The sequence below is a fragment of the Rhodoplanes sp. Z2-YC6860 genome (assembly GCF_001579845.1).
Taxonomy (GTDB): Bacteria; Pseudomonadota; Alphaproteobacteria; order Rhizobiales; family Xanthobacteraceae; genus Z2-YC6860.
Genome location: NZ_CP007440.1, coordinates 6,765,003 through 6,787,661 on the forward strand (window position 1 = coordinate 6,765,003; position 22,659 = coordinate 6,787,661).

Sequence of the window (22,659 nt, forward strand, 5' to 3'; positions counted from 1 at the left end):
TCGCGTCACGCGTGCGGTTGCGTCAGCAGCGGCTGCTGGTTCGCCGTTGGATCGAACACGGGCATTTCGCCGTGGCCGTCGCCGGTCGCGACCAGGCTCGAAGCCATGGCCTGGCCCAGCAGGGCAGGGCCCGTTGGCGCGGGTGTTGCGGCGTTGATGACGGTGTTGAGGCCCGTTCCCCCGTCGAGGACGTCGATGCCGCCGTTGCCGATCAGCAAGTCGTCCCCTGCACCGCCGTTCAGGACGTCGTTGCCGTGGCTGCCGATCAGCACGTCGTCGCCGTCGCCGCCATTGGCGGTGAGCTGCATACCGGACAGGCCGGAGGCCTCGATGACGTCGTCACCGCCGAGACCATTGATGACGATGCGGTCGTTCGAGTCGAAGTTGGAGATCGTCACCGTGGTGGCGAGCCCCGACACCGTGACCACGCCGTTGTTGTTGGTCACGACGATGGCGTCGTCGCCGTTGGTCGCGTTGATGACGACCGTGTCGGCCGCGCCGTCGGCGACGCCGTTTTCACCCAGGTCGATGTTGACCTTGCTGACGCTGGTCTTGGACAGGTCGTCGACCGTGATGGTGTCCGTCCCACCCAATGCGTTGACGTCGATCGTCTCCATATTGGCCAGGTCCATCGTGATGGTGCCGACGTCGCGGGTGAGCCGCGCATCCCTGCCGTTCGCCGCGATTTCGATCTGCTCGTTGGCATTGGAGCCGTTGAACACGAGCGTGTCGTTGCCCGCCCCTCCGTCGACCCGATCGCTGCCTTCGCCGGGGTTCCAGACGAACGTGTCGTCGCCGGCACCGAGCGTGGCCACGTCAGTTCCGCGTCCCCCGATCACGAGATCGTTGCCGGCGCTGCCGATGATGGTGTCATCGCCGTCGCCGCCGTTGATCGTCAGATTGATCTGACCCGCGTGCAGCCTGGAGGCGTCGATGGTGTCATTGCCGGCGAGCCCGTTGACGGCGAGCGTGTCGTTCGCGGGCTCGGCGCCGGCGATCGTCACCTGCGCTGCCAGCCCGTTGACGACCACCGACGATCCGCTGCTGACCACGCTGATCTTGTCGTCGCCGGCCGTGCCATTGACGATCACGGTGTCGGCTGCGCCGTCGCCCTGACCGCTCCCGCGCGTCGCCGACAGGTCGATGGCGACCTGCGTCGTATCGGTTCCGGTCAGGTCGTTGACCGTGACGGTGTCGGCGCCCCCCAGAGTCGCAAGCTGAATGTGCTCGATGCCGTTGAGGTCCATGGTGACGTTGCCGACGTCACGGAACAGCCGCACCCGCTGGCCATTGGCCGAGATGTCGATGCGCTCGGCAACGTTGGCGCCGTTGAAGACCAACGTATCGGTACCGGCCTGGCCCTCGACGAGGTCGCTGCCGTCGCCCGGATTCCAGATCAAGGTGTCGTTGCCGCTGCCGAGAAACGCCACGTCATTGCCGCGGCCGCCGGTCACGGTGTCGTTGCCGTCGCCGCCGAGGATCATGTCGGCGCCCTGGCTTCCCGTGATGATGTCGTTACCGGCGCCGCCATCAATCGTAAGCCCAATCCAATTGGCACTGAGCCCGGAAGCATCGATGGTGTCGTTACCGCCGCCCCCATTGACGACCAGGGTGTCGAGGGTGGGATCGGCGCCGTCGATCGTCACGCCCGCAGCGAGCCCATTGACGAAGACAGTGGCGTTGGCGCTGTTGGTGATGCTGATCGTGTCGCTGCCGCCGGTGCCGTTGACCGTCACGGTGTCCGCCGCACCGTCGCCCTGACCACTCCCGCGCGTCGCCGACAGATCGATGGCGATCTGCGTCACACCGGTGCCGGTCAGATCGCCGACCACGATATTGTCGGCACCGCCGAGGGCGTTGAGCTGGATGTCCTCGATGCTGGTGAGGTCCATGGTCACGCTGCCCACGTCGCGGGTGAGACTCACCCGCCCGTGGTTGGCCGTGATGCTCATGTTCTCGTTGATGTTGGCGCCGTTGAACACGAGTGTGTCGTTGCCGTCGCCGCCGTCGACGACGTCGCTGCCGTCGCCCGGGTTCCAGATGAACGTATCGTCGCCGGTGCCGAGCTGGGCGGTGTCGTTGCCGCGGCCCCCAGTGACGATGTCGTTGCCATCGCCGCCGATCAGCAGATCGTTGCCGTCGCCGCCGGTGATCGTGTCGTTGCCCGCACCGCCGTCCAGGGTGAGATGGATGAGGCCGGCGAGACCGTTGCCGGCCGTGATGGTGTCGTCGCCGCCATTGGCGTTGACGACGAGGTTCTCGGTGGTGCCGATATCGAGGGAGAACGGCGCCGGACTGATCCGATCGAAACGCACGCGACTGCCGTTGGCCGTAATGGTGAACACCTCGGCCGCGTTGCCACCGTTGACCTGGGCGGTGTCGTTGCCGTCGCCGCCCTCCATGAGGTCAGTGCCGTCGCCCGGGTTCCAGATCATGAGGTCGTTGCCCGATCCTCCGAACATCTGGTCGTCTCCCGAGCCGCCGATCAGCGTGTCGTTACCCGCACCGCCGAACAGAAGATCGTTGCCGCCTTTGCCCTCCAGCGTGTCGTTGCCCGCGCCACCAAAAAGCTGGTCGTTGCCCGAGCCGCCGATCAGGGTGTCGTTCCCCGCGCCGCCGAACAACTCGGCGGCGGGCAGTGCGCCATTGACTTCGTTGAGCGAAATCGTGTCGTCCCCGCCCTGCCCGAAGATCTGGATCAACGAAGTGCTGGCAACAGTCGGTTGGCCATCGATGGCGACGCCGTTGAGGAGCAGACGCCCGGCTGCATCGCGACTGATTTCAAGCGAATTTTCTCGATCATCGCCGAACACCGACAACAAGCCGGTGCCTGCAGAGAAGCTGGTTTTGATAGCCATAGTCGTAATCCTTTTGAAGATAGCTTTGTGAGCAGTGAGGTCGCGCTACTTTCTGATCTCGCTCTCGGCGAAATTCAGCGCGACATTGTCGGGAGAACCGACGCTCAGCGTCCTTTGATCGAAGGATCGTCGATCACAAATGACCCTGCGAAGAATCAACCCGACGTGATCGATACGCGAACACCGGGGTTATCAGGCTGACTGGATCAGAGCCTTTGCCACCGAGATGCACGTTTGGACCAATATCCCGCCAAGATGCAGTCGCACTTCAGCCGCATCTCTGCTGTGTTCGGAATTTGGTCGAGCGGCTCTTCGATGAGATCAAACAGTGTCGGCGGGTCGAGACACGCTACGACAAACTCGCAGCCAATGACCTCGCCTTCATCCAGCTTGCATCAATCCGGCTTTGGCTGTGCGTTTGTGCGCCGGGGCACGAGCCATAAGCGCGTTTACGCGCGCCTTCGACGCGCGTAAACGCGCTAGTGGCAGCTTCCAGAAGGACAGCGCGTTAGTTGAACGCGCCCTTCTTCTCCAGCGCCTCCCACTTCTCCGTCTCGCTCTTGAGATAATCGCGGAGCTTCTCCGGCGGGCCGCCGATGAAACGATAGCCGAGCGCGAGCTCCTTCTCGCGCATGTCAGGCCGGTCGATGATGGTCTGCAGATCGCGGTTGATCTTGTCGATGATCGGCTTCGGCGTGCCCTTCGGCGCAAAGAAGCCGTACCAGCTCGACTCGTTCTTCATGTTCACGCCGGATTCCGCGAGCGTCGGGACGTCGGGCAGGAGCTTGGTTCGCGACGGGCCGTTGACGGCGAGCGCGCGGACCTTGCCCGAGTTGATATGCGGCAGCGAACCGCCCGCGGTGGTGAACCAGATCTCGGTGCGGCCGGAGAACACGTCCGCATAGGCCTGCGACATCTGGCTGTAAGGCACGTGCTGCATCTTGATGCCGGCAACGTCCATGAAAAGCACTGTCGCGAGGTGCGCGCTCGAACCGATACCGACCGAGGCGTAGTTCAGCTTGCCCGGATTGGCCTTGGCGGCGGCGATCACGTCCTGCACCGACTTGTACGGCGTGCTGGGGGCCACCGAGAAAATCTCGAGCGCGGTGCCGACCAGCATGATCGGCTCGAAGCTCGTCTCGGGATTGAACGACGTGCTTGGTGCCAGCACCGGGTTGGTGCTGAGCGTCTGCGCCCCGAAATGCAGCGTGTAACCGTCAGGCGCGGCCTGCGCCGCGGCGGCAGCGCCAATGTTGCCGCCGGCGCCCGGCCGGTTCTCGACAATCACCTGCTGACCCCACATGGTGCTCAGCCGGTCGGCGATGAGCCGCCCAAGAATGTCGATCGCGCCCGCAGGAGAGAACGCGATGACGACTTTGACGGTGCGGTTCGGATAATCCTGCTGCGCGAGCGCACTGCGTTCCAACCCCAGGAACACCGTCAAGGCCACAACGGCGCCAACCCACTTCGATCGCATTGCCATCCTCCCGAACTCCCGCGCCTTATCGGCTTGCGGCGCAGCATGACTGCGGCCGGGCGCGAAATCAACGCATCAGCCATGCGGGTGCGGCGAACACTGGCTGTGCACAATGCCAGCCTTCTCGACCAACCCACTCCAGCGTGTGATGATGCGTCCGGCTGGCCGCCCGCGCGTCAGCAGCGCCAAAAACACCAGCTGCAGAAACATCAGCCAAGGGAGCGGAAATGACAGAGCTCTTTGTCGCCAAACTCGATGACTTCAAGGAGGGCGATCGCCGCATCGTGCAGTCCCCCAAAGGCGAGATCGGCGTGTTTCATCACGCGGGGGCGTTCTACGCCTACGCGAACAATTGCGTTCACTCGGGCGGGCCGGCTTGTGAGGGGATCACGATTCCCAAGGTCATCGACATCATCGCCGACGACAAGACCTATCAGGGCCAGACCTTCGACGAGAGCACGATGCACTTCGTCTGTCCGTGGCATGGCTACGAATACGACCTGAAAACCGGCGTCTGCGTCGGCGATCCGCGCCTGAAGCTGCGCCGCTACGACGTCGTCCAGCGCGACGACACCGTCTATGTGATCGCCTGAACGGAGGACGCCATGAACATCCAGACCCCCGTGAACGAAGTCCGCAATCTTCGGTTCGATCAGTTCTCGTCGCTCGAGTCGCTGGCCAAGGCGACCGAGCAGGCCCGCAAACGCAACTACCAGGATTTCGTGATCGTCGATGTGGACTCGCATCATTACGAGAGCGAGTCCTACGGCCAGATCTTCAAATACATCGAGAGCCCGGTGCTTCGCCGGCAGGCGATCGAATCCTCCGCGCGTGGGGGGCGTTCCAGCATGCTGGGCGGAACGGTCGGCTATCAGGACATCGGCGGCCGCATCACGCGCCACTGGCTGCGCAAGCACGAGAAGGTCGAGGACACCACCAAGCACCGCGACATCACGACGACGCTGCGCTGGATGGACGCCATGGGCGTCGACTACGCGTGCCTGTTCCCGACGCCGATGCTATTCCTCGGCACGCATCCGCAGGTCGAGATCGAGGTCGCGATGTCGCGCGCCTATAACCGCTGGCTGTGCGAGGAGATCCTGGCGAAGGAAAAACGCATCATCTCGATGCTCTACCTGCCGTTCAACGATCCGGACGCCACCTACAAGATGGTGAAGGACTTCGGCGACAAGCCGGGCGTGGTCGGCTTCATGGTGACGTCACCGCGCTACAAGCCCGTGCACGACAACGCCTATATGAAGACCTACCGGCTGATGGAGGAGATGGGCAAGCCGATCTCCTTCCACGCGGCCTACAACTGGAACGACCAATCCTTGCAGCTGACGAACCGCTTCATCGGCGTGCATGCGCTCGGCTTCATGTGGTTCAACATGGTCCACATGACCAACTGGGTGGTGAACGGACTGCCTGAGCGCTTCCCCAAGCTCAAGGTGATGTGGATCGAAAGCGGCCTGACCTGGGCCTACAGCCTGATGCAGCGCCTCGATCACTCCTACAAGATGCGCACCTCGGACTGTCCCTCGCTCAAGCGCAAGCCCAGCGAATACATGCGCGAGATGTACTATTCGAGCCAGCCCATGGAGGTGCCCGACGATCCTTCGATCCTCGAGGCCACCTTCAAGATGATCAACGCGGAAACGCAGCTCGTCTGGTCGTCGGACTATCCGCACTGGGACTTCGACCTGCCGGGCGTGATCTACGACCTGCCGTTCCTGAACGAGAAGGCCAAGCGCAACATCCTCGGCGGCAACGCCGCGCGGCTGTTCAATCTCGATACCAAGCCGGTGAAGAAGATTCCGTAGCCGGTAACGCATCAACGACACGGCCCTCCGCAGTTCCCCGCAAACGTGATTCATCGTGCCCCGGATGTGGTTTTCGCTGGGCGCTGCCTCCTTCTTTCCCTCGCATGTCTGAGGGAGCGGAGCGCCAAGGCTTGAACCCAGGACCCTCTGACTAAGAATCAGCATCTACCTAAATGATTTCAGTGACTTACATATCGCAAGGAGAGCTCGTCAGATTTTTGGCGCTTGTGGGCGCTTTTTGGCTCCCCACTTGCGGGGTCCGCGCGAATAAGAAACAACGGCGAATTCGAAGATGCTGCCACTTAAAATCCACTGTTGACGTTCGATTAGGAACTTTACGAGAACATCCCAGGTTAATAGTCTCCTAGCTTGATTTGGGGAGTGGTGACGATGACAAAAGACCTAGAACAACTCATCGAGCGTTCTCGTGGCATTGAGATGACCCCTGATCAACTGCGGGAGCAACGTCGCAGCTTTGCGTATGGCAATACGCATATTGAAAACGATCGTATCACCCGTGAGATGATCGCGGCTGTCGATGCGAAGGTTGAGGCGGAGCGGAGATAATTGCCGTGTCAGGCGATCGCCACAGCGTCGCCGAAACCGCCGCACTCCTTACCGATCCGGATGAAATCGCTCGTCGCGAGGCCGAAAACGGTATTCGGCAGTTTAACCTCACGCTCGATATTATACGCACACATGTAAAGGACGCGGAGCGCCCTTTTCGTTTGCGGTCAAGTACGATCCTACAGTTGCACAAGGCAGCGTTGGACGGCTTGCACCCATTGGCCGGAACTTGGCGGAATACACCGGTAACAATTGGCGGAAGCGGTCACAAACCACCTGAGGCCGCTTTCGTCTCCGAAGAAATTGAAGCGATGTGCGCCTACGTCAACGAACACTGGAGCACATCGAACGCACTTCATCTTGCCGCTTACGTGTTGTGGAAGCTGAATTGGATCCATCCATTTTCAGATGGAAATGGCCGCACTGCACGCGCCGTCTCATATGTTGTTCTTAGCGCAAAGCTCGACAGTCTACTGCCTGGCGCTCCCACAATTCCGGATCAGATAGCTTCAAATAAGAAGCCGTATTACGACGCACTCGAAGCGGCAGATGGCCAGCTAACTGCCGGCAAGATCGACGTCAGCACCCTCGAAAAAATGTTGGATGCGATGCTCGCGCACCAGCTACTCAACGCTGCGAAGCAAGCGTCAGGCCACCAATAAACATCTTTCCAGGCTGCCATGCGACCTGGAAAAATGAGGGTCATACTACGGCTCGAGTCCAGGCCCCGAGACGCCCACATCACCGTGGCCCCATTACTGGCTGTGCAGAATCCCCGCCTTTTCCACGAGCCCACCCCAACGCGTGATCTCGCTGTCGACAAACTTTTTGAACTCCTCAGGCGGCGGCGAGAGCTGCGGTATCGCGCCGTCCTCGGCCAGCAGGTGCTGCACCTCGGGCTCCTTCATCACCTCGCGGATTTCGTTTGCGAGCTTGTCGACGATGTCCTTGGGCACGCCGGCGCCGGTCGAGATCGAATGCCATGACGCGGTGTCGTAGCCCGGCATGCCCACCTCGGAGAGCGGCGGCAGATCGGGCAGCGCCTGCACGCGTTCGAGCGTGGTGACGCCGAGCGCACGCACCTTGCCGCCCAGCACCAGCGCTTTGGCCGGCGGCACATCGGCGAACATGAACTGCACATGGCCGCCGGCGACATCCTGCAAGGCCGGCATGGTGCCCTTGTAAGGCACGTGCACGACGTTCAATCCGAACATGCTCTTGAACAACTCGCCATTGAGATGATGGATCGTGCCAGGTCCGGGCGACGCGAAGGTCAATTCGCCCGGCTTCTCGCGCGCGAGCTTGACGAGGTCGGCAACCGATTGCACCGGCAACTCGGGATTGACCACCAGCACGTAGGGCATCCGCGCAATCAGCGCGATCGGCGTGATGTCCTTGCGCGGATCGTAAGGCAGGCTTTTTCGCACATTGACGTTGATGGCGAGCGCGGTGCTCGACGCCATCATGATGGTATATCCGTCCGGCGTGCCGTGAGCGACGGCGTTGACGGCCGGCAGGCCGCCACCGCCCGCGCGATGATCGATGATGAAAGGCTTGCCGAGCCGCTGCTCGAGCTTCTGGCCGATGATGCGCGCGATCAGGCCGGTCGAGCCGCCCGGCGCGAACGGCACCACGAAGGTGACAGGGCGGCTCGGATAGTCCTTCGCGGATTCCTCGGCGCTGCCTCCACCCGGCGATACCGTCCACAGCGCGATCGCGGCACTGATGACCAACGCGGCTCGTACGATCGTCATTCTTCCTCCCGAAGTCTTTTTGTCTTCCTCGCATCTTAACGGCGGTGCTCTGGGATGGCAGCCGCCGCGAGAAACAACCACGCGATCACGATCACTGCGTTGTTTCCAGTACGTCAGAGCATTTCTGAGTGCTGCGTTGGAACCACAGAATTCGTGAAATGTGGCGGGAACGCTGCGCTGCAACAAGCGTTATCGGGGGCCGAGCGCGCGGGAATGCGCGCGATGGACATGGAGGCACGTTGGAAATGCGGATGTACAGCCCCGCCGAGCTGGACGTGATGGCCGAAGCGTATCTCAAAGCGCTCGACAAGCTGCCGGTCGCTCGACCAACGATCGAGCTCACTCAGCGGCTCGTCGAGGAGATCGGCGCTGCCGTGGCCGACGGCCTCCGCGACGAAGACGAGCTGGCCGCCGCCGCGCTCGCGCGCAGCAACCTGAGACCGGAGCTCTGAGCTGACCGGCAGCGCATGAGGCCTGCGTCACGTTTTCTTGTAGGCCTCGTGAGCGCCTGGGCGACAAACAGCAAAAATCGTTTCGGTCCGACTGCCTAAAGGGATGGATTTCCTAGTGAATCGCGCGCCCGTAGCATGGCGTAGCGGATGGAAATACCTTTGCCGGTTCCGGCATTTGCGTTGAACCGGAAGCCGCTCTTGTGCGACGCACAAGGGATCACTACCTAGCGAGCATCGGGAATACGAAGCGATTCCCTCCACTCTTTATACGTGAGGCCGGGCAGCGCTGAGCGGGCGACCGCTGGATGTTGCGCCGGGGAATTGAAGGAGACCTGTTATGTCGAACACCAATGTCAGGAGCTTGAGGAAGATCGCCGCTGGCGCGACCGTCGCGCTCGCACTCGTGACCGCGCTGTCGTTTGCCCAGAACGAGTCGATTGCACACGATCTTACCGCGCCGAAGGCCACCTACCAGTACGCCAACCTGGGCGATGCTCTCCCGGGCACGCTCGGCAGCGGCATCGCGCCGATCCTCTGGTAAGCACCAGCCGGCCGTCGCCGGAACGGCGACGAACGCAAAACACGACGAGAGACACGACGAGCGCTGCACCCGCAGCGCTCGTTTCGTTTGAGAGGGGCTCTCCCTTTCCGCGCTGACCGCTCGGTTGTAGCCTCACCGGACAAGCGTCCCGCATTGCACGGGCCGCAAAATCCTGGGGAGGCGTCTCATGAAGCAGTTCGTGCTTTGCACGGCCGCGATTCTGCTTGCGGCGACCGCGTCGGCATCGGCACAGCGCGCGCCGTTCAACGAGGCTGGCGTGACGATGGGCCACTGGCATCTCAACTCGAAGGATGTCGAGGCCAACAAGAAGATCCTGGTTGCGATGGGCGGTCATGCCATCAAGCCGGGCGACTTCGAGATCGTGAACGTTCCCGGCATCAACGTGTTTCTGCATCTGCGTCCCGGCACCCCGCCGGCAACCGGCGGCACCGACGGCAGCGTGATCAATCACGTCGGCTTCCTGGTGCCGAACGTGCAGGCGGCCGTCGCCAAGTGGAAGGAAGCCGGCGTGCCGGTGCAGCCCGGCACCAACGGCAGGCTCGACCAGGCCTTCGTCGTGACCGCCGACGGCGTCCGCATCGAAATCCTCGAGGACAAGGACCAGAAGGAGCCGATCAAGCACCATCACGTGCATTGGTATGTGCCCGAGGCGGCGATGCCGGAGATCCAGGCCTGGTACGGCAAGCACTTCAACGCCAAGCCGAGCAAACGCGGCAACTTCCTCACCGCCCTCATTCCGGGCGCCGAGCTCGCCTTCGCCAAGACCGACAAGCCGACCGTGCCGACGCTCGGCCGCACGCTCGATCACATCGGCTTCGACGTGAAGAGCATGGACGAAACGGTGAAGCGGCTCGAAGCCGAAGGCATCAAGCTCGACCGTCCGGTCGCGACGGCGCCGAACGGCTCCAAGCTCACCTTCATCCACGATCCGTGGGGCGCCTCGATCGAATTGAACGAGCGGCCGGGGCCGCTGTGAGCTCCGCTTCGTATTCAAGCCTTGTTCGGCGGACCGTTTGACGCGAAGTGCGCGGTGAGAGCCCGCCGCGCGCGTCCGGGATCGATGCCGGCTTTCTGGATGCGATCCGACATCGCCTCCATGATTTCGTCGACATCGCCCAGCGAGGTGAGCTTGGTGAACACATCTTCGCGAAGCGGCAGGGACAAAGATCGCGCCATCAGCGTCAGATAATTCTCGACGCCCACGCGATCTTCGGCGCGTTTGCCGAGTTGCGCGATCACCAACTGACGGTGACACGAGTGATAGACCGAGATCACACGGTCCGCGCCGCGGCGCTTGGCTTCGGCGATCCACTCGGCGAGCTCAGTCAGAAACTTTTCCTTGCCGTATTTCTTGAGCGTGCCGTCCGAACAATGCCTGCCGATGTCCTCCAGCTGCGGCATGTCGATCAGCTCGAGCCCTGGGATCATCGACAGGAGATTCTTGATGCCCGCTGTGTCCTTGTCCTGTTCGACAAATCCATGATGCATATGAACCGCGACGCGCAGCGGAACGTCCACGGTGAACTTCTCTTTCGAGGCCGCGCGCGAAAGAAATTCGATCACGCTGATCCGGTTCCTCGTGGTTTCGGTCGAGAACTCTTCGCCCTTGATCCGGAGGTGGTTGTCACAGGACGGGCACCAATACAGCAGCTGCTCCGGCGTGAAAGCATCGAACTTCGAAACCGTCTGCCTCGTCATCGATTCACCGATCGCGACGTCGCCGCGCCCGTGGTGGACCGTGCCGCAGCAGTTCGACGGGCCGCCCAGCATGACCTGATCGACTGAAAAGTGCTTCATGACGTCATCCAGCGTCTGGGCCAGATGAGCCGTCCGCAGCATCTGGCAACCGAGCCAGATCACGTACTGATGATGGGGCTTGTCGGCGGGCACACCGGCGAACCATGGGCGTGTCGCGTCGGCGGTCAGCAAATCGCCGGTGATGCGCACATTGCCGAACAATTCAGGATACGGAGTCGCTGCCGGCTTGCCGGCCGCCGCGGGCGCACCACTCTGTTCCGATTTGTCGTCAGCCATTTTTTTTCTTCCGTTCTCTCGTCGGCCTTAGCTATTCGCCCTTTGGCTTGCCGAGCATGCGCGACCAGTTCTGCAATTCCTCACCGATCAATGCCACGAATGCCTGGCGGCCGCGAAAGCCGCGATCGAGTCCCTGCTTCTGGAAAAACTCTTTGACGTCTTCCTTTTCCAGGATCTGGTGAATGGCGTTCTCCAGCCGAAGCACGACGGCATCCGGTGTGCCAGCCGGCGCGACGATGCCGGACCATGAGCTCGTGGCAAAACCAGGCAACCCCATCTCGGCGATCGTTGGAATGTCCGGCGCAAGAGAAGAGCGCTGTTCCGAGGCAATGCCAAGCACGCGAAGCTTGTCGGTCGCAATAAATCCTTGCGCGAGCGAAAGCGACGGAAACATGAGGTCCAGCCGCCCGCCCAGCAGGTCGGTCAGGGCCTGCGCCGCGCCCTTGTAGGGCACATGAACGAATTCGACTTCGGCCTTCTGCCTGAACAATTCGGCGGCCAGATAGGGCGGGCTGCCGAGGCCGGCAGAACCATAGGTGAGTGCGTTGGTCTGGTTGCTTTTCGCCTCGCGGATCAAGTCGCGCACCGTGGCGAAGCGGCTGTCGCGCGGAACGACGAGGGTGATGGGAGCTGTCGCGACCGTTGCGATGGGAACGAACGACTGTTGGGCGTCGTAGGACAGCTTATACAGGCTCGGGTTCACCGTGATCGCCTGCCCCGTATAGAGCAGCGTGTAGCCGTCGGGCGACGACCGCGCGACGAACTCCGACCCGATGGTCGAGTTGGCGCCCGGCTTGTTCTCGACGACGAACGGCACCCCCAAAAGCGTCTCGAGTTGCGCTGCCAATCCGCGCGCGACGGTGTCGAGGGCGGCGCCGGCGCCAGTCGGAACGATGATCTTGACGGGCCGCGACGGGTAAGCGTCTTGCCCCCAGGCAGCCGAGGCTGACAAAGCCGCCAAGGCTCCCGTCAGCATGACACGGCGGTTCAACACGGACGGCCCCATTCGTCTGCTCAAACCGAGGCTTGATTGACGCCACTCCGGTTTGATCGTCGCCGTGCCCACTGCACTGAACTTCATGCTGCGAGTCTGCCATGGCGGCTCGCGGAGTTGCAAACGGCGGAGCGTCCACTTGAAGCATAGGTAACGGGCAGAATTGACGCCCCGCAGGCTCGTGCAGGCCGCCAATGATCGCCGCGCGAATACGCCCGAAAATCTGTGGGTGACGAACCTGAAACGCTGTCTTCAGCGGGCGGAAATCCTTTCCGCCCGCCGGCGATGCTCTCTAGTATTGGCCGCCGTTTTGGCAACCAGAGGGGGTACTCAATGACAGCGCGCAAAAGTTTGGTCGTAGTCGCAGGCTTGCTGACGGCGAGTGTCGCCCATGCCGAAGACATTCCATCCAACGCAGAGCTGTTCCGGATGCTGAAAGGCCAGCAGCAGACCATCGCCGAGCTTCGCGCCGAATTGAAGCAGGCGAGACAGGAGCGGAGCGCCGCGAGGACGAAAGAGCGTCGCGAGGTTGAAACGACGGCCAAGCAAGCCGGACGCGAGGCCGCGAGGGAGACGATGGCGGCAGCCACGCCCGCGGCGGTGGTGGCGGCAACCACGCCCGCGCAGGCGTATGCGATGTACACCAAGGCGCCCGCAGTGCCGCAGATGTCGAGCCGCGGCGCCTACGTCGGCTTCTTCGGCGGTGGAGGCGTTGGCAGCAGCGGCAACATCAGCCAGCTCGGAACCGCGTTTTTTGTCGAGGCAGCGGGAGGCCCGATGAGCGTGAACGCCACGGGGCGATCCGGCTCTCACAGTGCCTGGTTCGTCGGCGGGCAGGCCGGTTACGAATGGTCGTATGGCTCGCACCTGCTGCCCGCTCTCGAGATCGAAGGCCTCTACCTGTCCGGTGCCGACCAGCGCGCGACGTTGGACAACCCCACGCCGCGGCTTGCCGAACACACCTTCGACAACACTTTCCCGACGAACACCGCCGTCGTTCTGGCAAATGTGGTTGTCGGCTTTCGAACGCCCTATCAAGGCGTCACGCCCTATATCGGCGGCGGCATGGGAGTTGCCCGCGTCTCCGTCAACGGCGCCACTTCCACCCAGACCAATCCGCCGGAGGCTGGCATCAACCACTTCAACTCCGGTACCGACTCGTCCGCCTGGACCCTCGCTGCGCAAGCCAAGGCCGGTGTTCGCGTCGCCCTGGGCAACAGCGGCGCCTACCTGTTCGGCGAGTACCGCTACCTGTTCATCGGCTCCGTCGATCAGACTTTCGGTCCCACCGTGGACCCCACGCATGTTCCGACCAGCCAGTGGACGGTTCGCTTCGACAACACGTCCTACCATCTGGCGACGGCAGGCGTCGGGTTCAGCTTCTAGTTTGCTAGTTCTGCGGACGCGTCAAATGCTCGGCTAAGCGCGGAGACCGCCGCGACATCGCGGCGGTCACGCGAGGCCGAGTTCGGGGCGATCCGAGAGCTGATCGTTTCTGTACCGGTGAAGCTGGGCGCGGATGGGCTGCAGATTTAAGTGACGGGCCGGTTTGCCGAACTAACCGGACGGCCCCTACCACCCGTTGATTATGGTGGTAGCGGGGAGAGGACTTGAACCTCCGACCTACGGATTATGATTCCGCCGCTCTAACCAGCTGAGCTACCCCGCCACGACGCAGAACGACCACGCCGTCCGGCGCCGAGGCGCCGGAACGGCCGCGATATAGGAAGGCTCACGAAAATCTGTCAAGCGCCCAGAGCCGTTTCCTGCCCGATCGTTACCTGGGTCGTCACTTGGGCTGCACGTTCGGATTGCCGCCGGGGCTGCCGGGCGGCGGAATGACCGGCGTTTTGCCGCCGCCGGGCGGCGGGGCGCTCATATCGGAATCGACATTCGGCGGACACAGCACGCCGTCGCCACGGGCGAGCTTGTCGCTGAGATTTCCGTTGCTGCTCGCAGAGCCGGTCGTATTCGGCTCGTTTTTCCCAGGTTCTTTCGTCCCCGGCGATCGCGTCGAAGGATCGACCTGGGTCATCGCCCCTGGCTCGCACGGCTTCGCGGCAGCCGGTGGACTTTGCGCGAACGCGAGTGTCGGCGCTCCCAGAAACAGCCCCAGTGTGACGATCGTTCGCAAGTTCGTCATGGCGAACCCCTCCAAACGGTTGCGTTTGAAAGACAACCGTGGGGCGGCCTGACGGGTTCCTATGTGCGGCAATCGCGCTTTTCAGCGCTTGCCGAACCGGATCAGCGAGAAATGCCCCATCGGCGGCATGGGACGCCGTTCAATCACCGTGAAGCCCGCGCGATCCGCCCAATTCGACAGCCGTGCCCAGGGAAACTCCGGGCTCCAGCCGAGCCGTCGCGCCAGCGGCGAAAAGCCCTGCTCGAAGACACGGCGCAGACCGTTCTCGGCGCCCAGGTGATTGACCAGGATGATCTCGCCGCCGGGCTTGAGCACGCGGGCGAAGTCATCGAGCGTCGCTTCGGGGTCCGGCACCGCCGTGATGACATATTGCGCCACCACCACGTCGAATGATGCATCGGGCACCGCGAGGTGCTTGGCGTCCATCACGGCCAGCGCCTCGACGTTGTCGAGCTTGTGCTCGACGACACGCTCCCGCGCCCGTTTCAGCATCGGCGCCGAGATGTCTAAGCCGACGATGCGATTGACGCGTGAATAGTCGGGCAGCGAAATTCCGGTGCCGACGCCGACCTCGAGAATGCGCCCGCCGCTCGCGCCGCAGTGCTTCTCGGCGGCCTCGATCGCGGCCATCCGGCCACGCTCGAAAACCGTACCGAACACCAAGTCATAGACCGGCGCCCAGCGCGCATACGCCTTTTCGATCTGCTCGCGATCGAGCGCCGCCCCCATCGCCCCGCCCCCTGCTCTTCTTCCGGCTTACGCCGCTCTCTCAGGCTGCTCTTGCGGTCGCCGCAGCCGCCTTGATGAAGCCGCCGCCGAGCACCCGCGCCTGCCCCTGCGCGCTGTCGTAGAATACACAGGCCTGACCGGGCGAAACCCCGTCCTCACCGTCAATGAGTTCGACCTCGAAGCCACTTGCACCGCGCGAAAGCCACGCCGCCTGCGGCGGCCGGGTCGAGCGCACCTTGACGAACACTTCGAGACGTCCGTCGCCGACAGCGCCATCGAGGGCGCCCTGGCCGATCCAATTGACGTCGCGCAGCGCGATACGCCGCATGGTCAGCGCCTCGCGGGGGCCGACGATGACGCGCTGGCTCGCGGCGTCGAGCGCCACGACGTAAAGCGGCGCCGGGCCTGCGATCTTCAGCCCCTTCCGCTGGCCGACGGTGAAATGGATGATGCCGTCGTGGCGGCCGAGCACCTTGCCGTCGAGATCGACGATGTCTCCGGCCGCCGCCGCGCCAGGCTTCAGCCGCTCGATGATGTCGGTGTAGCGGCCGGTCGGCACGAAGCAGATATCCTGGCTGTCGTGCTTTTCGGCAATCGCAAGACCGAAGCGCCGCGCATGCTCGCGCGTCTCGGCCTTGGTCATGTCGCCGAGCGGGAAGCGCAGGATGTCGAGTTGCTCGCGCGTGGTGCCGAACAGGAAGTAGCTCTGATCGCGCTCCTCTTCCTTGGCGCGATAGAGCGCGCGGCCGTCCGCCGTGACCCGCGAGGCGACGTAGTGGCCGGTCGCCAGCACCTTGGCGCCGAGCTCGCGCGCGGTGCCGAGCAGGTCCTTGAACTTGATCGCCATGTTGCAGTCGACGCAAGGCACCGGTGTCTCGCCCGAGACATAGCTTTCGGCAAAGCGGTCGATCACGGCCTCTTTGAAGCGGCTCTCATAGTCGAGCACGTAGTGCGGAATGCCGATCCGGTCGGCGACCGCGCGGGCGTCGTGGATGTCCTGGCCGGCGCAGCAGGCGCCCTTGCGATGGGTCGCGGCGCCGTGGTCGTAGAGCTGCAAGGTCACGCCGACGACGTCGTAGCCCTCGGCCTTGAGCAGTGCCGCGGTCACCGACGAGTCGACGCCGCCGGACATGGCGACGACGACGCAGGTGTCCTGCGGGGGTCCGTCGAGGTCGAGACTGTTGCGCATTCCGGCAGCGGCGTCCGCCGCGCTCCTGCATTTTCAAGGCTATCGGAGACAGGCCCTTACTATAGGGACCGACTGTGGCCAAGCAATGCGAGGCCCCCAGATCGCGGACCCGGCAATTCTTGCCGCCCGAGGCGCAAAGCGTGCCGGTGCCCTGCTCCGGGCGGCGCTCTTAATGCATTGATATTTCTCATGAATTAATTCCAGAGGCCCTGGCCCGGCGGTTGCACAGGTCCTGACAGGACCAACCCTGCTTAAAAAATATCAATCGAGGTGCTAGGTGCCGAGCGTCGCGTCTGAAATCAATGCCGCCCAGCAGTCGCGTTTCCATCATTCCCAACCCCGGGGCCGCGCGGAAGCCAACGACGGCGCCCAAAGCTCGCCGTTCGCCGACATGCTGGATAGCGCCACGCCGCCATCAGACCAGACGCCGGCAGCTCACACCGCCCGGAGCGACCGCAGCGACGACAGCCGCCCGGCGGGCCAGGACCGGCAGCCCAACGCCAGGGCGGACCGCAATTCCACGAATGACGCCAAGAGCCCAAGCGACAATTCGAGTCCGGCAAACGCCAAGGATGCCAAGGACACGGAGGCGAACGCGAGCGTGAACGTGACCGCAGAGGTGAACGTGAACGCCAAGGGCGCCGTGGCCGGCAAAGACGGCGACAAAACCGGCAAAACCGACGACAGCAACCCGGCGCCGGCGGATGCCGATTCCGACACCAAGGCCGGCGATGGCGCCACCGTGGCGATGCCGGCGGTTGTCGATGCGGCGCAGCAGCCCGTTGCCGTTGCCGCCGACCCCAACGTCGTAGCGCCGCAACCGCTCGTGACCGACGCGGCGCAGTCCGATGCAGCCACAAGCGGCAAGGCTGCACAGACCGACGCGCTGGCGGGCCTGCAGGCGGCCGTGCAGAACGCCGCCACGGCGAATGCCGGCGCGGCCGACCCGGCGGCAGCGACCGATGACGCGAAGGGCAAGGGCAAAGCCGCCCCCAACGACGACATCAAGGGCGACGGCAAGAAAGACGCGAAGGCCGATGCCAAAGGTGATGCCAAGGTCGATACCAAGGGCGGGACCAAGGCATTGGCGCAGGCCAAATCCGACGCGATCTCCGACACCAGGATCGCGGCAGCCCAGTCCCAGTCCGATTCCGACGACGTCTCCGGCCAGCAGGGCGGCGACCAGCCCGCCGATGTGAGCCATCACAGCGCGGCCAAGCCCGCCCCTGACGTCAACGAGGCCGACACGCGCGGCCGTCGCGCGACGCCGGCCGCCGACGCGGCCAAGACCGCTGCAGTGCAGGTGCAGAATGCTCAGGCTGCCGCGAATGCCGCCGCAGCGGACGCAGCCGCTTCGGCTCCCGCGACGGCCACGGCAGCCGCGTCCGGCGCCACCACAAACCAGACGCAGGCCCCGACGCCGTCATCGACGCAGTTTCATGCGCAGCTTCAACTCGGCACCGACAATTCGGCGGCCTTTCAAGTGAGCGCACTGCCGGTGGAGATCGCCAGTCGTGCCGTCGCCGGCAAGCGGCAGTTCGAGATCCGCCTCGACCCGCCGGAGCTCGGCCGTGTCGACGTCAAAGTCGATATCGACAAGAACGGCAATGCCACCACACGTCTGGTCGTCGACAAAGCCGAGACCCTCGACCTGCTCAAGCGCGATTCCCAGCAGCTCGAGCGCGCGCTGCAGCAGGCGGGCCTGAAGACCTCCGACAACGGTCTTGAGTTCTCGCTGCGTCAGCAATCGGCGCAGAGCGACGATCAGGGTTCGTTCAAAGGCACCACGGTGATGGTGCCGGACGAAGACACGACTCCGCTGCCGGTACAGCGTCAAGGCTACGGCCGCCTGCTCGGAATGAGCGGCGGCCTCGACATCCGCGTCTGAGACTTTCAGGACAACGCATCATGACAACGATCCCAGCCACCACATCGCAGGTTACCTCACAGACGACCAACAACGGCTCGTCGTCGAGCTCGACCGGTGTCGACGACGGCACGATCGCCGGCAATTTCCAGACCTTTCTGCAACTGCTCACGACGCAGCTGCAGAACCAGAATCCGCTCGACCCGCTCGACACCAACCAGTTCACCGCGCAGCTCGTGCAATTCGCGCAAGTCGAGCAACAGCTCAAATCCAACAGCCAGCTCACGACGCTGGTGTCGCTGCAGCAGACCGCGCAGAACACGCAGGCGCTCAACTTCGTCGGCCAGACGGTCGCGGTCGACGGCGACACCGCACCGCTCACCAACGGCAGCGCGACCTGGCTGATGTCGGTGGCGAAGCCCGCGAATGCGACCATCAACATCATCAACTCGGCGGGCCAGACGGTCTATACGGCCTCCGGCTCGCTGAATGCCGGTAGCAATCAGCCGTTCACCTGGGATGGCAAGGACAACACCGGCGCGAAAGTGCCCGACGGCAACTACAAGCTCACGGTCACCGCAACCGACAGCACCGGACAGACAGTGGCGGTCCCGACCGAGATCCAGGCAATGGTCGATTCCGCCGATCTCACGCAATCGCCGCCGACGCTGTCGATCGCCGGACAAAACTACACGCTCGACAAGCTCAAGCGCGTCATCCGCGAGTGATCGGCGCGCGACCAAGGTAACGCTTCGTTTAGTTCTGAAGCCCGCAGGGGAATCGAAAACCGCGCAAATTCAGGAAAAATGCCGCTGCGCGGGCCGTTGCACACCTTCTCAAGCCGTTGAGAAACTAGGGGCAATTTTTACCCAATTGTCTGGCGCGCTTAGCCAAATTTTAAGTCGCGGCCCGTAATGTGTCATCACAGTCAGTGAGTGTGTTCTCAGTAGTCGTGAGTGTGTATCGATGACCGAGCCCCACCGCCCGAGGGTCAAGTATGTGATCGGGCCCGACGGAAGTCCGTTGACGATCGCGGATCTGCCGGCCCCGGGTACCAAGCGCTGGGTTATTCGCCGCAAGGCGGAGGTGGTCGCGGCCGTTCGCGGCGGCCTGCTGTCACTTGAAGAGGCCTGCGCCCGATACACCCTGACGGTCGAGGAATTCCTGTCCTGGCAGTACTCGATCGACCAGCACGGCCTCGCCGGCCTGCGCACCACGCGCATCCAGCAATACCGGCAGTAGCCAAATCCCAGAGAATTCCTGAAGCGCCGGCGTTTCGCCGGCGCTTTTCATTTGGGTTCCGCGATCACGGTGCGGCCCGAGCAATACCCAATATGCGGCAGGAACAGCGCGTTGCGACCGCCGTTTCCGTCTCGGCTATGGGGCTTGCGTGGCGCGAAGGTGCGTGCACGCGCTGAAGGCAAGGAGACGGATGATGAGAACCGCATTGTTGACCGGCGCCGCTGCTGCTGCATTTGCCCTCGCGGCCACGGCCGCCGCACGCGCCGAAACCCTGTACGTCGCCGACATGGATGCCGTTGCGGCGCCCGCACTAGGCTACGTCTACGACAACGGCCCCGACTACGTGGTGCAGGATAGGTCCTACGTGGTGGTCGCACCGCCGCGCGAACGCGTCGTCGTCGTGCCGCGCCGCGAGGTGATCGTCGACCAACCGGCCTACGTGGCCCCGCGCGAGACCGTCGTGGCACCGCGCGGCGGCTATTACACCACCGGCTATTCCACAGGCGGCTGCATGATCGACAGTCGCGGCTTCGAACGCTGCTACTGACCCCGCCAGACACACCGCCGGCCCCGGGAACATGGCTGCGACCGCCATGTTTCCGCGGCCATTTCCGCATTCCCGCCGCTAACGGCCTGCAATATGGGACGAGAACCGCGGTGCAGCGCGGAACCCGGCCGCGCGGCAAACGTTCTTAATCATTGGTTTTTGGCGGAGGTAAACATGGTTGGCCACAATCGAATCAAAGCGCGGCTTTACCTCGCTGCTGCTGCGGCCATGCTGACGCTATCGCTGCCGGTCGAGGCGCAAATTCCCAGCACGTCGGGCACCGCGCCGTCGCAGGCCGCCGAAACCGTCAATCTGACGATGGAGCAGCGGCACATCATCAAGGAAATCGTCCTTAAGGACATGAAGGTCGAGCCACCGCAGGAGCAGAACCAGGTCGCCAAGGTCCCGATGACGGTTGGCGAGGTCGTGCCCGCGGGCATTCCTCTGAAGCCCATGCCGGTGGAGGTTGCCTCCAAGGTGCCGCAGGTCAAGGCGCATTCGATCCTGGTCAAGGACGACAAGGTGCTGATCATCGATCCGAAGGACAACCGCGTCGCGGCGCTGATCCAATAATTCGCAAATCGCGCGATTCTTTCATGGGCGGCACAACTGTGCCGCCCAATTTGTTAGCGCCGGAGCCCGGTTAACGCGTCCATTAACCCGGTGGTAACCATGCGCTGGGCAATTTCTGCCGGTCGGTACTTTTTGCCGACTCAGGGGACGCCCGCGTGCAAGCCTTCATCACGTTCTTTCGGACTCTCGGCATCACTCGCATCATTGCATTGGGCGGCGTCGGCCTCGCGCTGATGGGATTTTTCGCCTTCCTGATCATGCGCGCCGCAGCACCGCAAATGGTGCCGCTCTTCACCGATCTGTCCGTCGAAGACTCATCGGCCATCATCAAAGACCTCGAACGCCAGGGCATCCCCTACGACCTCAAGAGCGACGGCGCGATCGTGCTGGTGCCGCGGGAGCAGGTGCCGCGGCTGCGGATGAAGCTTGCCGAGTCCGGCCTGCCGAAGGGCGGCGGCGTCGGCTACGAGATTTTCGACAAGTCGGACGCGCTGGGCGCGACGAGCTTCGTGCAGAACATCAACCATCTGCGAGCGCTGGAAGGCGAGCTCGCGCGCACCATCCGCGCCATCGACCGCGTGCAGCAGGCGCGCGTGCATCTGGTACTGCCGGAGCGGCCGCTGTTCTCGCGCGATAAGGCCGAGCCGTCGGCCTCGATCGTGCTGAAGGTCCGCGGCGCGCTGGAGCAGCAGCAGGTGCGGGCGATCCGCCATCTGGTCGCGACCGCTGTGAACGGCCTCAAGCCGCAGCGCGTCTCGGTGATCGACGAGGCTGGCCGGCTGCTCGCCGACGGCAACGGCGATGACGCGGGCGGCGGCTCGACCGCCGACGAACGCAAGACCGCGGCCGAAAATCGCATGCGGCAGGACGTCGAAGCGATCGTCACCTCGGTCGTGGGGCCGGGCCGCGCCCAGGTCCGCGTCAACATCGACTTCGACTTCAACCGCGTCACCCAGACCACCGATCGCTTCGATCCGGAAAGCCGCGTGGTGCGTTCGAGCCAGACCCGCGAGGAATCGAGCGGCGCCGCCGACGCGGGCGCGGCGGCTGTCTCGGTCGGCAACGACCTGCCGGGCGGCGCGCAGCGCAACGACGGCCAGCCGCCGCAGAAAGAGCAGAACCGCAAGACCGAGGAGGTCGTCAACTACGAGATCTCCCGCACCACCAAGACCGAGGTGATCGAAGGCGGCCGCATCAACCGTCTCTCGGTCGCGGTCGTGGTCGATGGCAATTACGCCAAGAACGACAAGGGCGAGACGGTCTATCAGCCGCGCAGCCAGGAAGAGATCGACCGCATCGCTGCCCTGGTCCGCAGCACGGTCAACTTCGACGCCAAGCGCGGCGACCAGGTCGAGGTCGCAAACCTCCGCCTCGCCGAGACGCCGTCGGTGCCGGCCGCCGAGCCCGCGAGCTGGATGGGCATGCTGCAGTTCACCAAGGACGACATCATGCGCGGCATCGAGCTCGGCGTGATGGCGCTGCTCGGCCTGCTGGCGATGCTGCTGGTGGTGCGCCCGATGCTCCGCCGCATCATGACGCCGGAAGCGCAGCAGCAGGCTGCGATCGCCGCCGCCTACCCCACACTCACCGCACTCGGCCTGCCGCCGGCCGCAATCGCCGCCACGGGAGCGGCCGGGACCGCACCCGCCGCCGAGCAGGCCCCGCTGCCGCCTCCGCCGCCGAGCCGCACCTCCGCGATGATCGAGATCGCCCAGGTGCAAGGCCAGGTGCACGCCCAATCCGTGCAGAAGGTCGGCGATCTCGCCGACAAGAATCCGAACGAGACCGCAGCCATCGTCCGCGCCTGGCTGCACGAGAACGCCGCTTAACCGAACATCATTGAAACCA

Annotated in this window: 22 protein-coding genes, 1 tRNA gene and 1 pseudogene; 15 read left to right on the forward strand and 9 right to left on the reverse strand. The window is 63.7% G+C overall.

Annotated elements, in window-relative coordinates:
* Nucleotides 1-5 precede the first annotated feature (5 nt).
* Nucleotides 6-2,858 (reverse strand): beta strand repeat-containing protein, encoded by a 2,853-nt coding sequence (locus RHPLAN_RS31570; protein ID WP_068026959.1) that lies wholly within the window; start codon nt 2,856-2,858, stop codon nt 6-8.
* A 184-nt stretch (nt 2,859-3,042) separates the two neighbouring features.
* On the opposite strand from RHPLAN_RS31570, the pseudogene RHPLAN_RS41095 reads away from it, so the two are divergent.
* Nucleotides 3,043-3,301, forward strand: a pseudogene (locus RHPLAN_RS41095) (IS5-like element ISRhru5 family transposase); the annotation flags it as partial.
* Between the two features lie 65 nt (nt 3,302-3,366).
* Here the strand turns inward: RHPLAN_RS41095 and RHPLAN_RS31575 are convergent.
* Nucleotides 3,367-4,335, reverse strand: coding sequence for a Bug family tripartite tricarboxylate transporter substrate binding protein (locus tag RHPLAN_RS31575; protein WP_068026962.1), 969 nt, complete (start codon nt 4,333-4,335; stop codon nt 3,367-3,369).
* A 227-nt stretch (nt 4,336-4,562) separates the two neighbouring features.
* Between RHPLAN_RS31575 and RHPLAN_RS31580 the strand changes: the two genes are divergently transcribed.
* From RHPLAN_RS31580 to RHPLAN_RS31595, 4 genes are all read left to right on the forward strand, one after another.
* The gene (locus tag RHPLAN_RS31580) at nt 4,563-4,928 is read left to right on the forward strand and encodes a Rieske (2Fe-2S) protein (RefSeq protein ID WP_084245987.1); all 366 of its coding nucleotides are present in this window, start codon (nt 4,563-4,565) and stop codon (nt 4,926-4,928) included.
* A 12-nt stretch (nt 4,929-4,940) separates the two neighbouring features.
* Nucleotides 4,941-6,158 (forward strand): amidohydrolase family protein, encoded by a 1,218-nt coding sequence (locus RHPLAN_RS31585; RefSeq protein ID WP_068026965.1) that lies wholly within the window; start codon nt 4,941-4,943, stop codon nt 6,156-6,158.
* Between the two features lie 390 nt (nt 6,159-6,548).
* Entirely contained in the window at nt 6,549-6,725 is a 177-nt protein-coding gene (locus RHPLAN_RS40305) for a hypothetical protein (protein ID WP_198164588.1), read from the forward strand.
* Nucleotides 6,726-6,730: 5 nt separating this feature from the next.
* Nucleotides 6,731-7,387, forward strand: coding sequence for a Fic family protein (locus RHPLAN_RS31595; protein WP_068026971.1), 657 nt, complete (start codon nt 6,731-6,733; stop codon nt 7,385-7,387).
* Between the two features lie 93 nt (nt 7,388-7,480).
* Here the strand turns inward: RHPLAN_RS31595 and RHPLAN_RS31600 are convergent, their stop codons facing one another.
* Complete coding sequence (locus RHPLAN_RS31600; RefSeq protein ID WP_068026973.1) at nt 7,481-8,479, reverse strand: Bug family tripartite tricarboxylate transporter substrate binding protein; 999 nt, start codon at nt 8,477-8,479, stop codon at nt 7,481-7,483.
* Between the two features lie 251 nt (nt 8,480-8,730).
* Here RHPLAN_RS31600 and RHPLAN_RS31605 point away from each other — a divergent pair, with 251 nt between their 5' ends.
* From RHPLAN_RS31605 to RHPLAN_RS31615, 3 genes are all read left to right on the forward strand, one after another.
* Nucleotides 8,731-8,931 (forward strand): hypothetical protein, encoded by a 201-nt coding sequence (locus RHPLAN_RS31605; RefSeq protein WP_068026977.1) that lies wholly within the window; start codon nt 8,731-8,733, stop codon nt 8,929-8,931.
* Between the two features lie 337 nt (nt 8,932-9,268).
* The gene (locus RHPLAN_RS31610) at nt 9,269-9,472 is read left to right on the forward strand and encodes an STAG domain-containing protein (RefSeq protein ID WP_068026980.1); all 204 of its coding nucleotides are present in this window, start codon (nt 9,269-9,271) and stop codon (nt 9,470-9,472) included.
* 187 nt (nt 9,473-9,659) lie between these two features.
* On the forward strand, nt 9,660-10,469 hold the full coding sequence (locus RHPLAN_RS31615) for a VOC family protein (protein WP_068026982.1): 810 nt from the start codon (nt 9,660-9,662) through the stop codon (nt 10,467-10,469).
* Between the two features lie 14 nt (nt 10,470-10,483).
* Here the strand turns inward: RHPLAN_RS31615 and RHPLAN_RS31620 are convergent, their stop codons facing one another.
* Together RHPLAN_RS31620 and RHPLAN_RS31625 are read right to left on the reverse strand one after the other, a co-directional pair.
* Nucleotides 10,484-11,527 (reverse strand): heterodisulfide reductase-related iron-sulfur binding cluster, encoded by a 1,044-nt coding sequence (locus tag RHPLAN_RS31620; RefSeq protein WP_068026985.1) that lies wholly within the window; start codon nt 11,525-11,527, stop codon nt 10,484-10,486.
* Between the two features lie 31 nt (nt 11,528-11,558).
* Nucleotides 11,559-12,521: a tripartite tricarboxylate transporter substrate binding protein gene (locus tag RHPLAN_RS31625; protein WP_198164590.1), complete on the reverse strand. Its 963-nt coding sequence runs from the start codon at nt 12,519-12,521 to the stop codon at nt 11,559-11,561.
* 333 nt (nt 12,522-12,854) lie between these two features.
* On the opposite strand from RHPLAN_RS31625, the gene RHPLAN_RS31630 reads away from it, so the two are divergent.
* Nucleotides 12,855-13,907 carry a hypothetical protein gene (locus RHPLAN_RS31630; RefSeq protein WP_068026991.1) on the forward strand — a complete coding sequence of 351 codons (1,053 nt, stop codon included), beginning with the start codon at nt 12,855-12,857 and terminating at the stop codon, nt 13,905-13,907.
* 206 nt (nt 13,908-14,113) lie between these two features.
* Here RHPLAN_RS31630 and RHPLAN_RS31635 read toward each other — a convergent pair.
* The 4 genes from RHPLAN_RS31635 to mnmA all read right to left on the reverse strand — a co-directional run bounded on the left by RHPLAN_RS31635 (nt 14,114) and on the right by mnmA (nt 16,582).
* Nucleotides 14,114-14,190: transfer RNA gene (locus RHPLAN_RS31635), tRNA-Met, on the reverse strand.
* Between the two features lie 120 nt (nt 14,191-14,310).
* Nucleotides 14,311-14,664, reverse strand: a complete 354-nt coding sequence (locus RHPLAN_RS31640) for a hypothetical protein (RefSeq protein ID WP_068026994.1) — start codon at nt 14,662-14,664, stop codon at nt 14,311-14,313.
* Between the two features lie 81 nt (nt 14,665-14,745).
* Nucleotides 14,746-15,393, reverse strand: coding sequence for a class I SAM-dependent methyltransferase (locus RHPLAN_RS31645; RefSeq protein WP_068026997.1), 648 nt, complete (start codon nt 15,391-15,393; stop codon nt 14,746-14,748).
* A 40-nt stretch (nt 15,394-15,433) separates the two neighbouring features.
* Nucleotides 15,434-16,582, reverse strand: coding sequence for a tRNA 2-thiouridine(34) synthase MnmA (gene mnmA, locus RHPLAN_RS31650; RefSeq protein ID WP_068027000.1), 1,149 nt, complete (start codon nt 16,580-16,582; stop codon nt 15,434-15,436).
* Nucleotides 16,583-16,859: 277 nt separating this feature from the next.
* Between mnmA and RHPLAN_RS31655 the strand changes: the two genes are divergently transcribed.
* The 6 genes from RHPLAN_RS31655 to fliF all read left to right on the forward strand — a co-directional run bounded on the left by RHPLAN_RS31655 (nt 16,860) and on the right by fliF (nt 22,640).
* Entirely contained in the window at nt 16,860-18,470 is a 1,611-nt protein-coding gene (locus RHPLAN_RS31655) for a flagellar hook-length control protein FliK (protein ID WP_068027003.1), read from the forward strand.
* Nucleotides 18,471-18,490: 20 nt separating this feature from the next.
* The gene (locus RHPLAN_RS31660; protein WP_068027006.1) at nt 18,491-19,177 is read left to right on the forward strand and encodes a flagellar hook assembly protein FlgD; all 687 of its coding nucleotides are present in this window, start codon (nt 18,491-18,493) and stop codon (nt 19,175-19,177) included.
* A gap of 238 nt (nt 19,178-19,415) precedes the next feature.
* Nucleotides 19,416-19,691, forward strand: coding sequence for a CtrA inhibitor SciP (gene sciP, locus RHPLAN_RS31665; protein ID WP_068027009.1), 276 nt, complete (start codon nt 19,416-19,418; stop codon nt 19,689-19,691).
* Between the two features lie 193 nt (nt 19,692-19,884).
* Nucleotides 19,885-20,238 carry a hypothetical protein gene (locus RHPLAN_RS31670; RefSeq protein ID WP_157100627.1) on the forward strand — a complete coding sequence of 118 codons (354 nt, stop codon included), beginning with the start codon at nt 19,885-19,887 and terminating at the stop codon, nt 20,236-20,238.
* Nucleotides 20,239-20,412: 174 nt separating this feature from the next.
* Complete coding sequence (locus RHPLAN_RS31675; protein WP_068027016.1) at nt 20,413-20,811, forward strand: hypothetical protein; 399 nt, start codon at nt 20,413-20,415, stop codon at nt 20,809-20,811.
* 155 nt (nt 20,812-20,966) lie between these two features.
* Complete coding sequence (gene fliF, locus RHPLAN_RS31680) at nt 20,967-22,640, forward strand: flagellar basal-body MS-ring/collar protein FliF (RefSeq protein WP_068027019.1); 1,674 nt, start codon at nt 20,967-20,969, stop codon at nt 22,638-22,640.
* Nucleotides 22,641-22,659 lie beyond the last annotated feature (19 nt).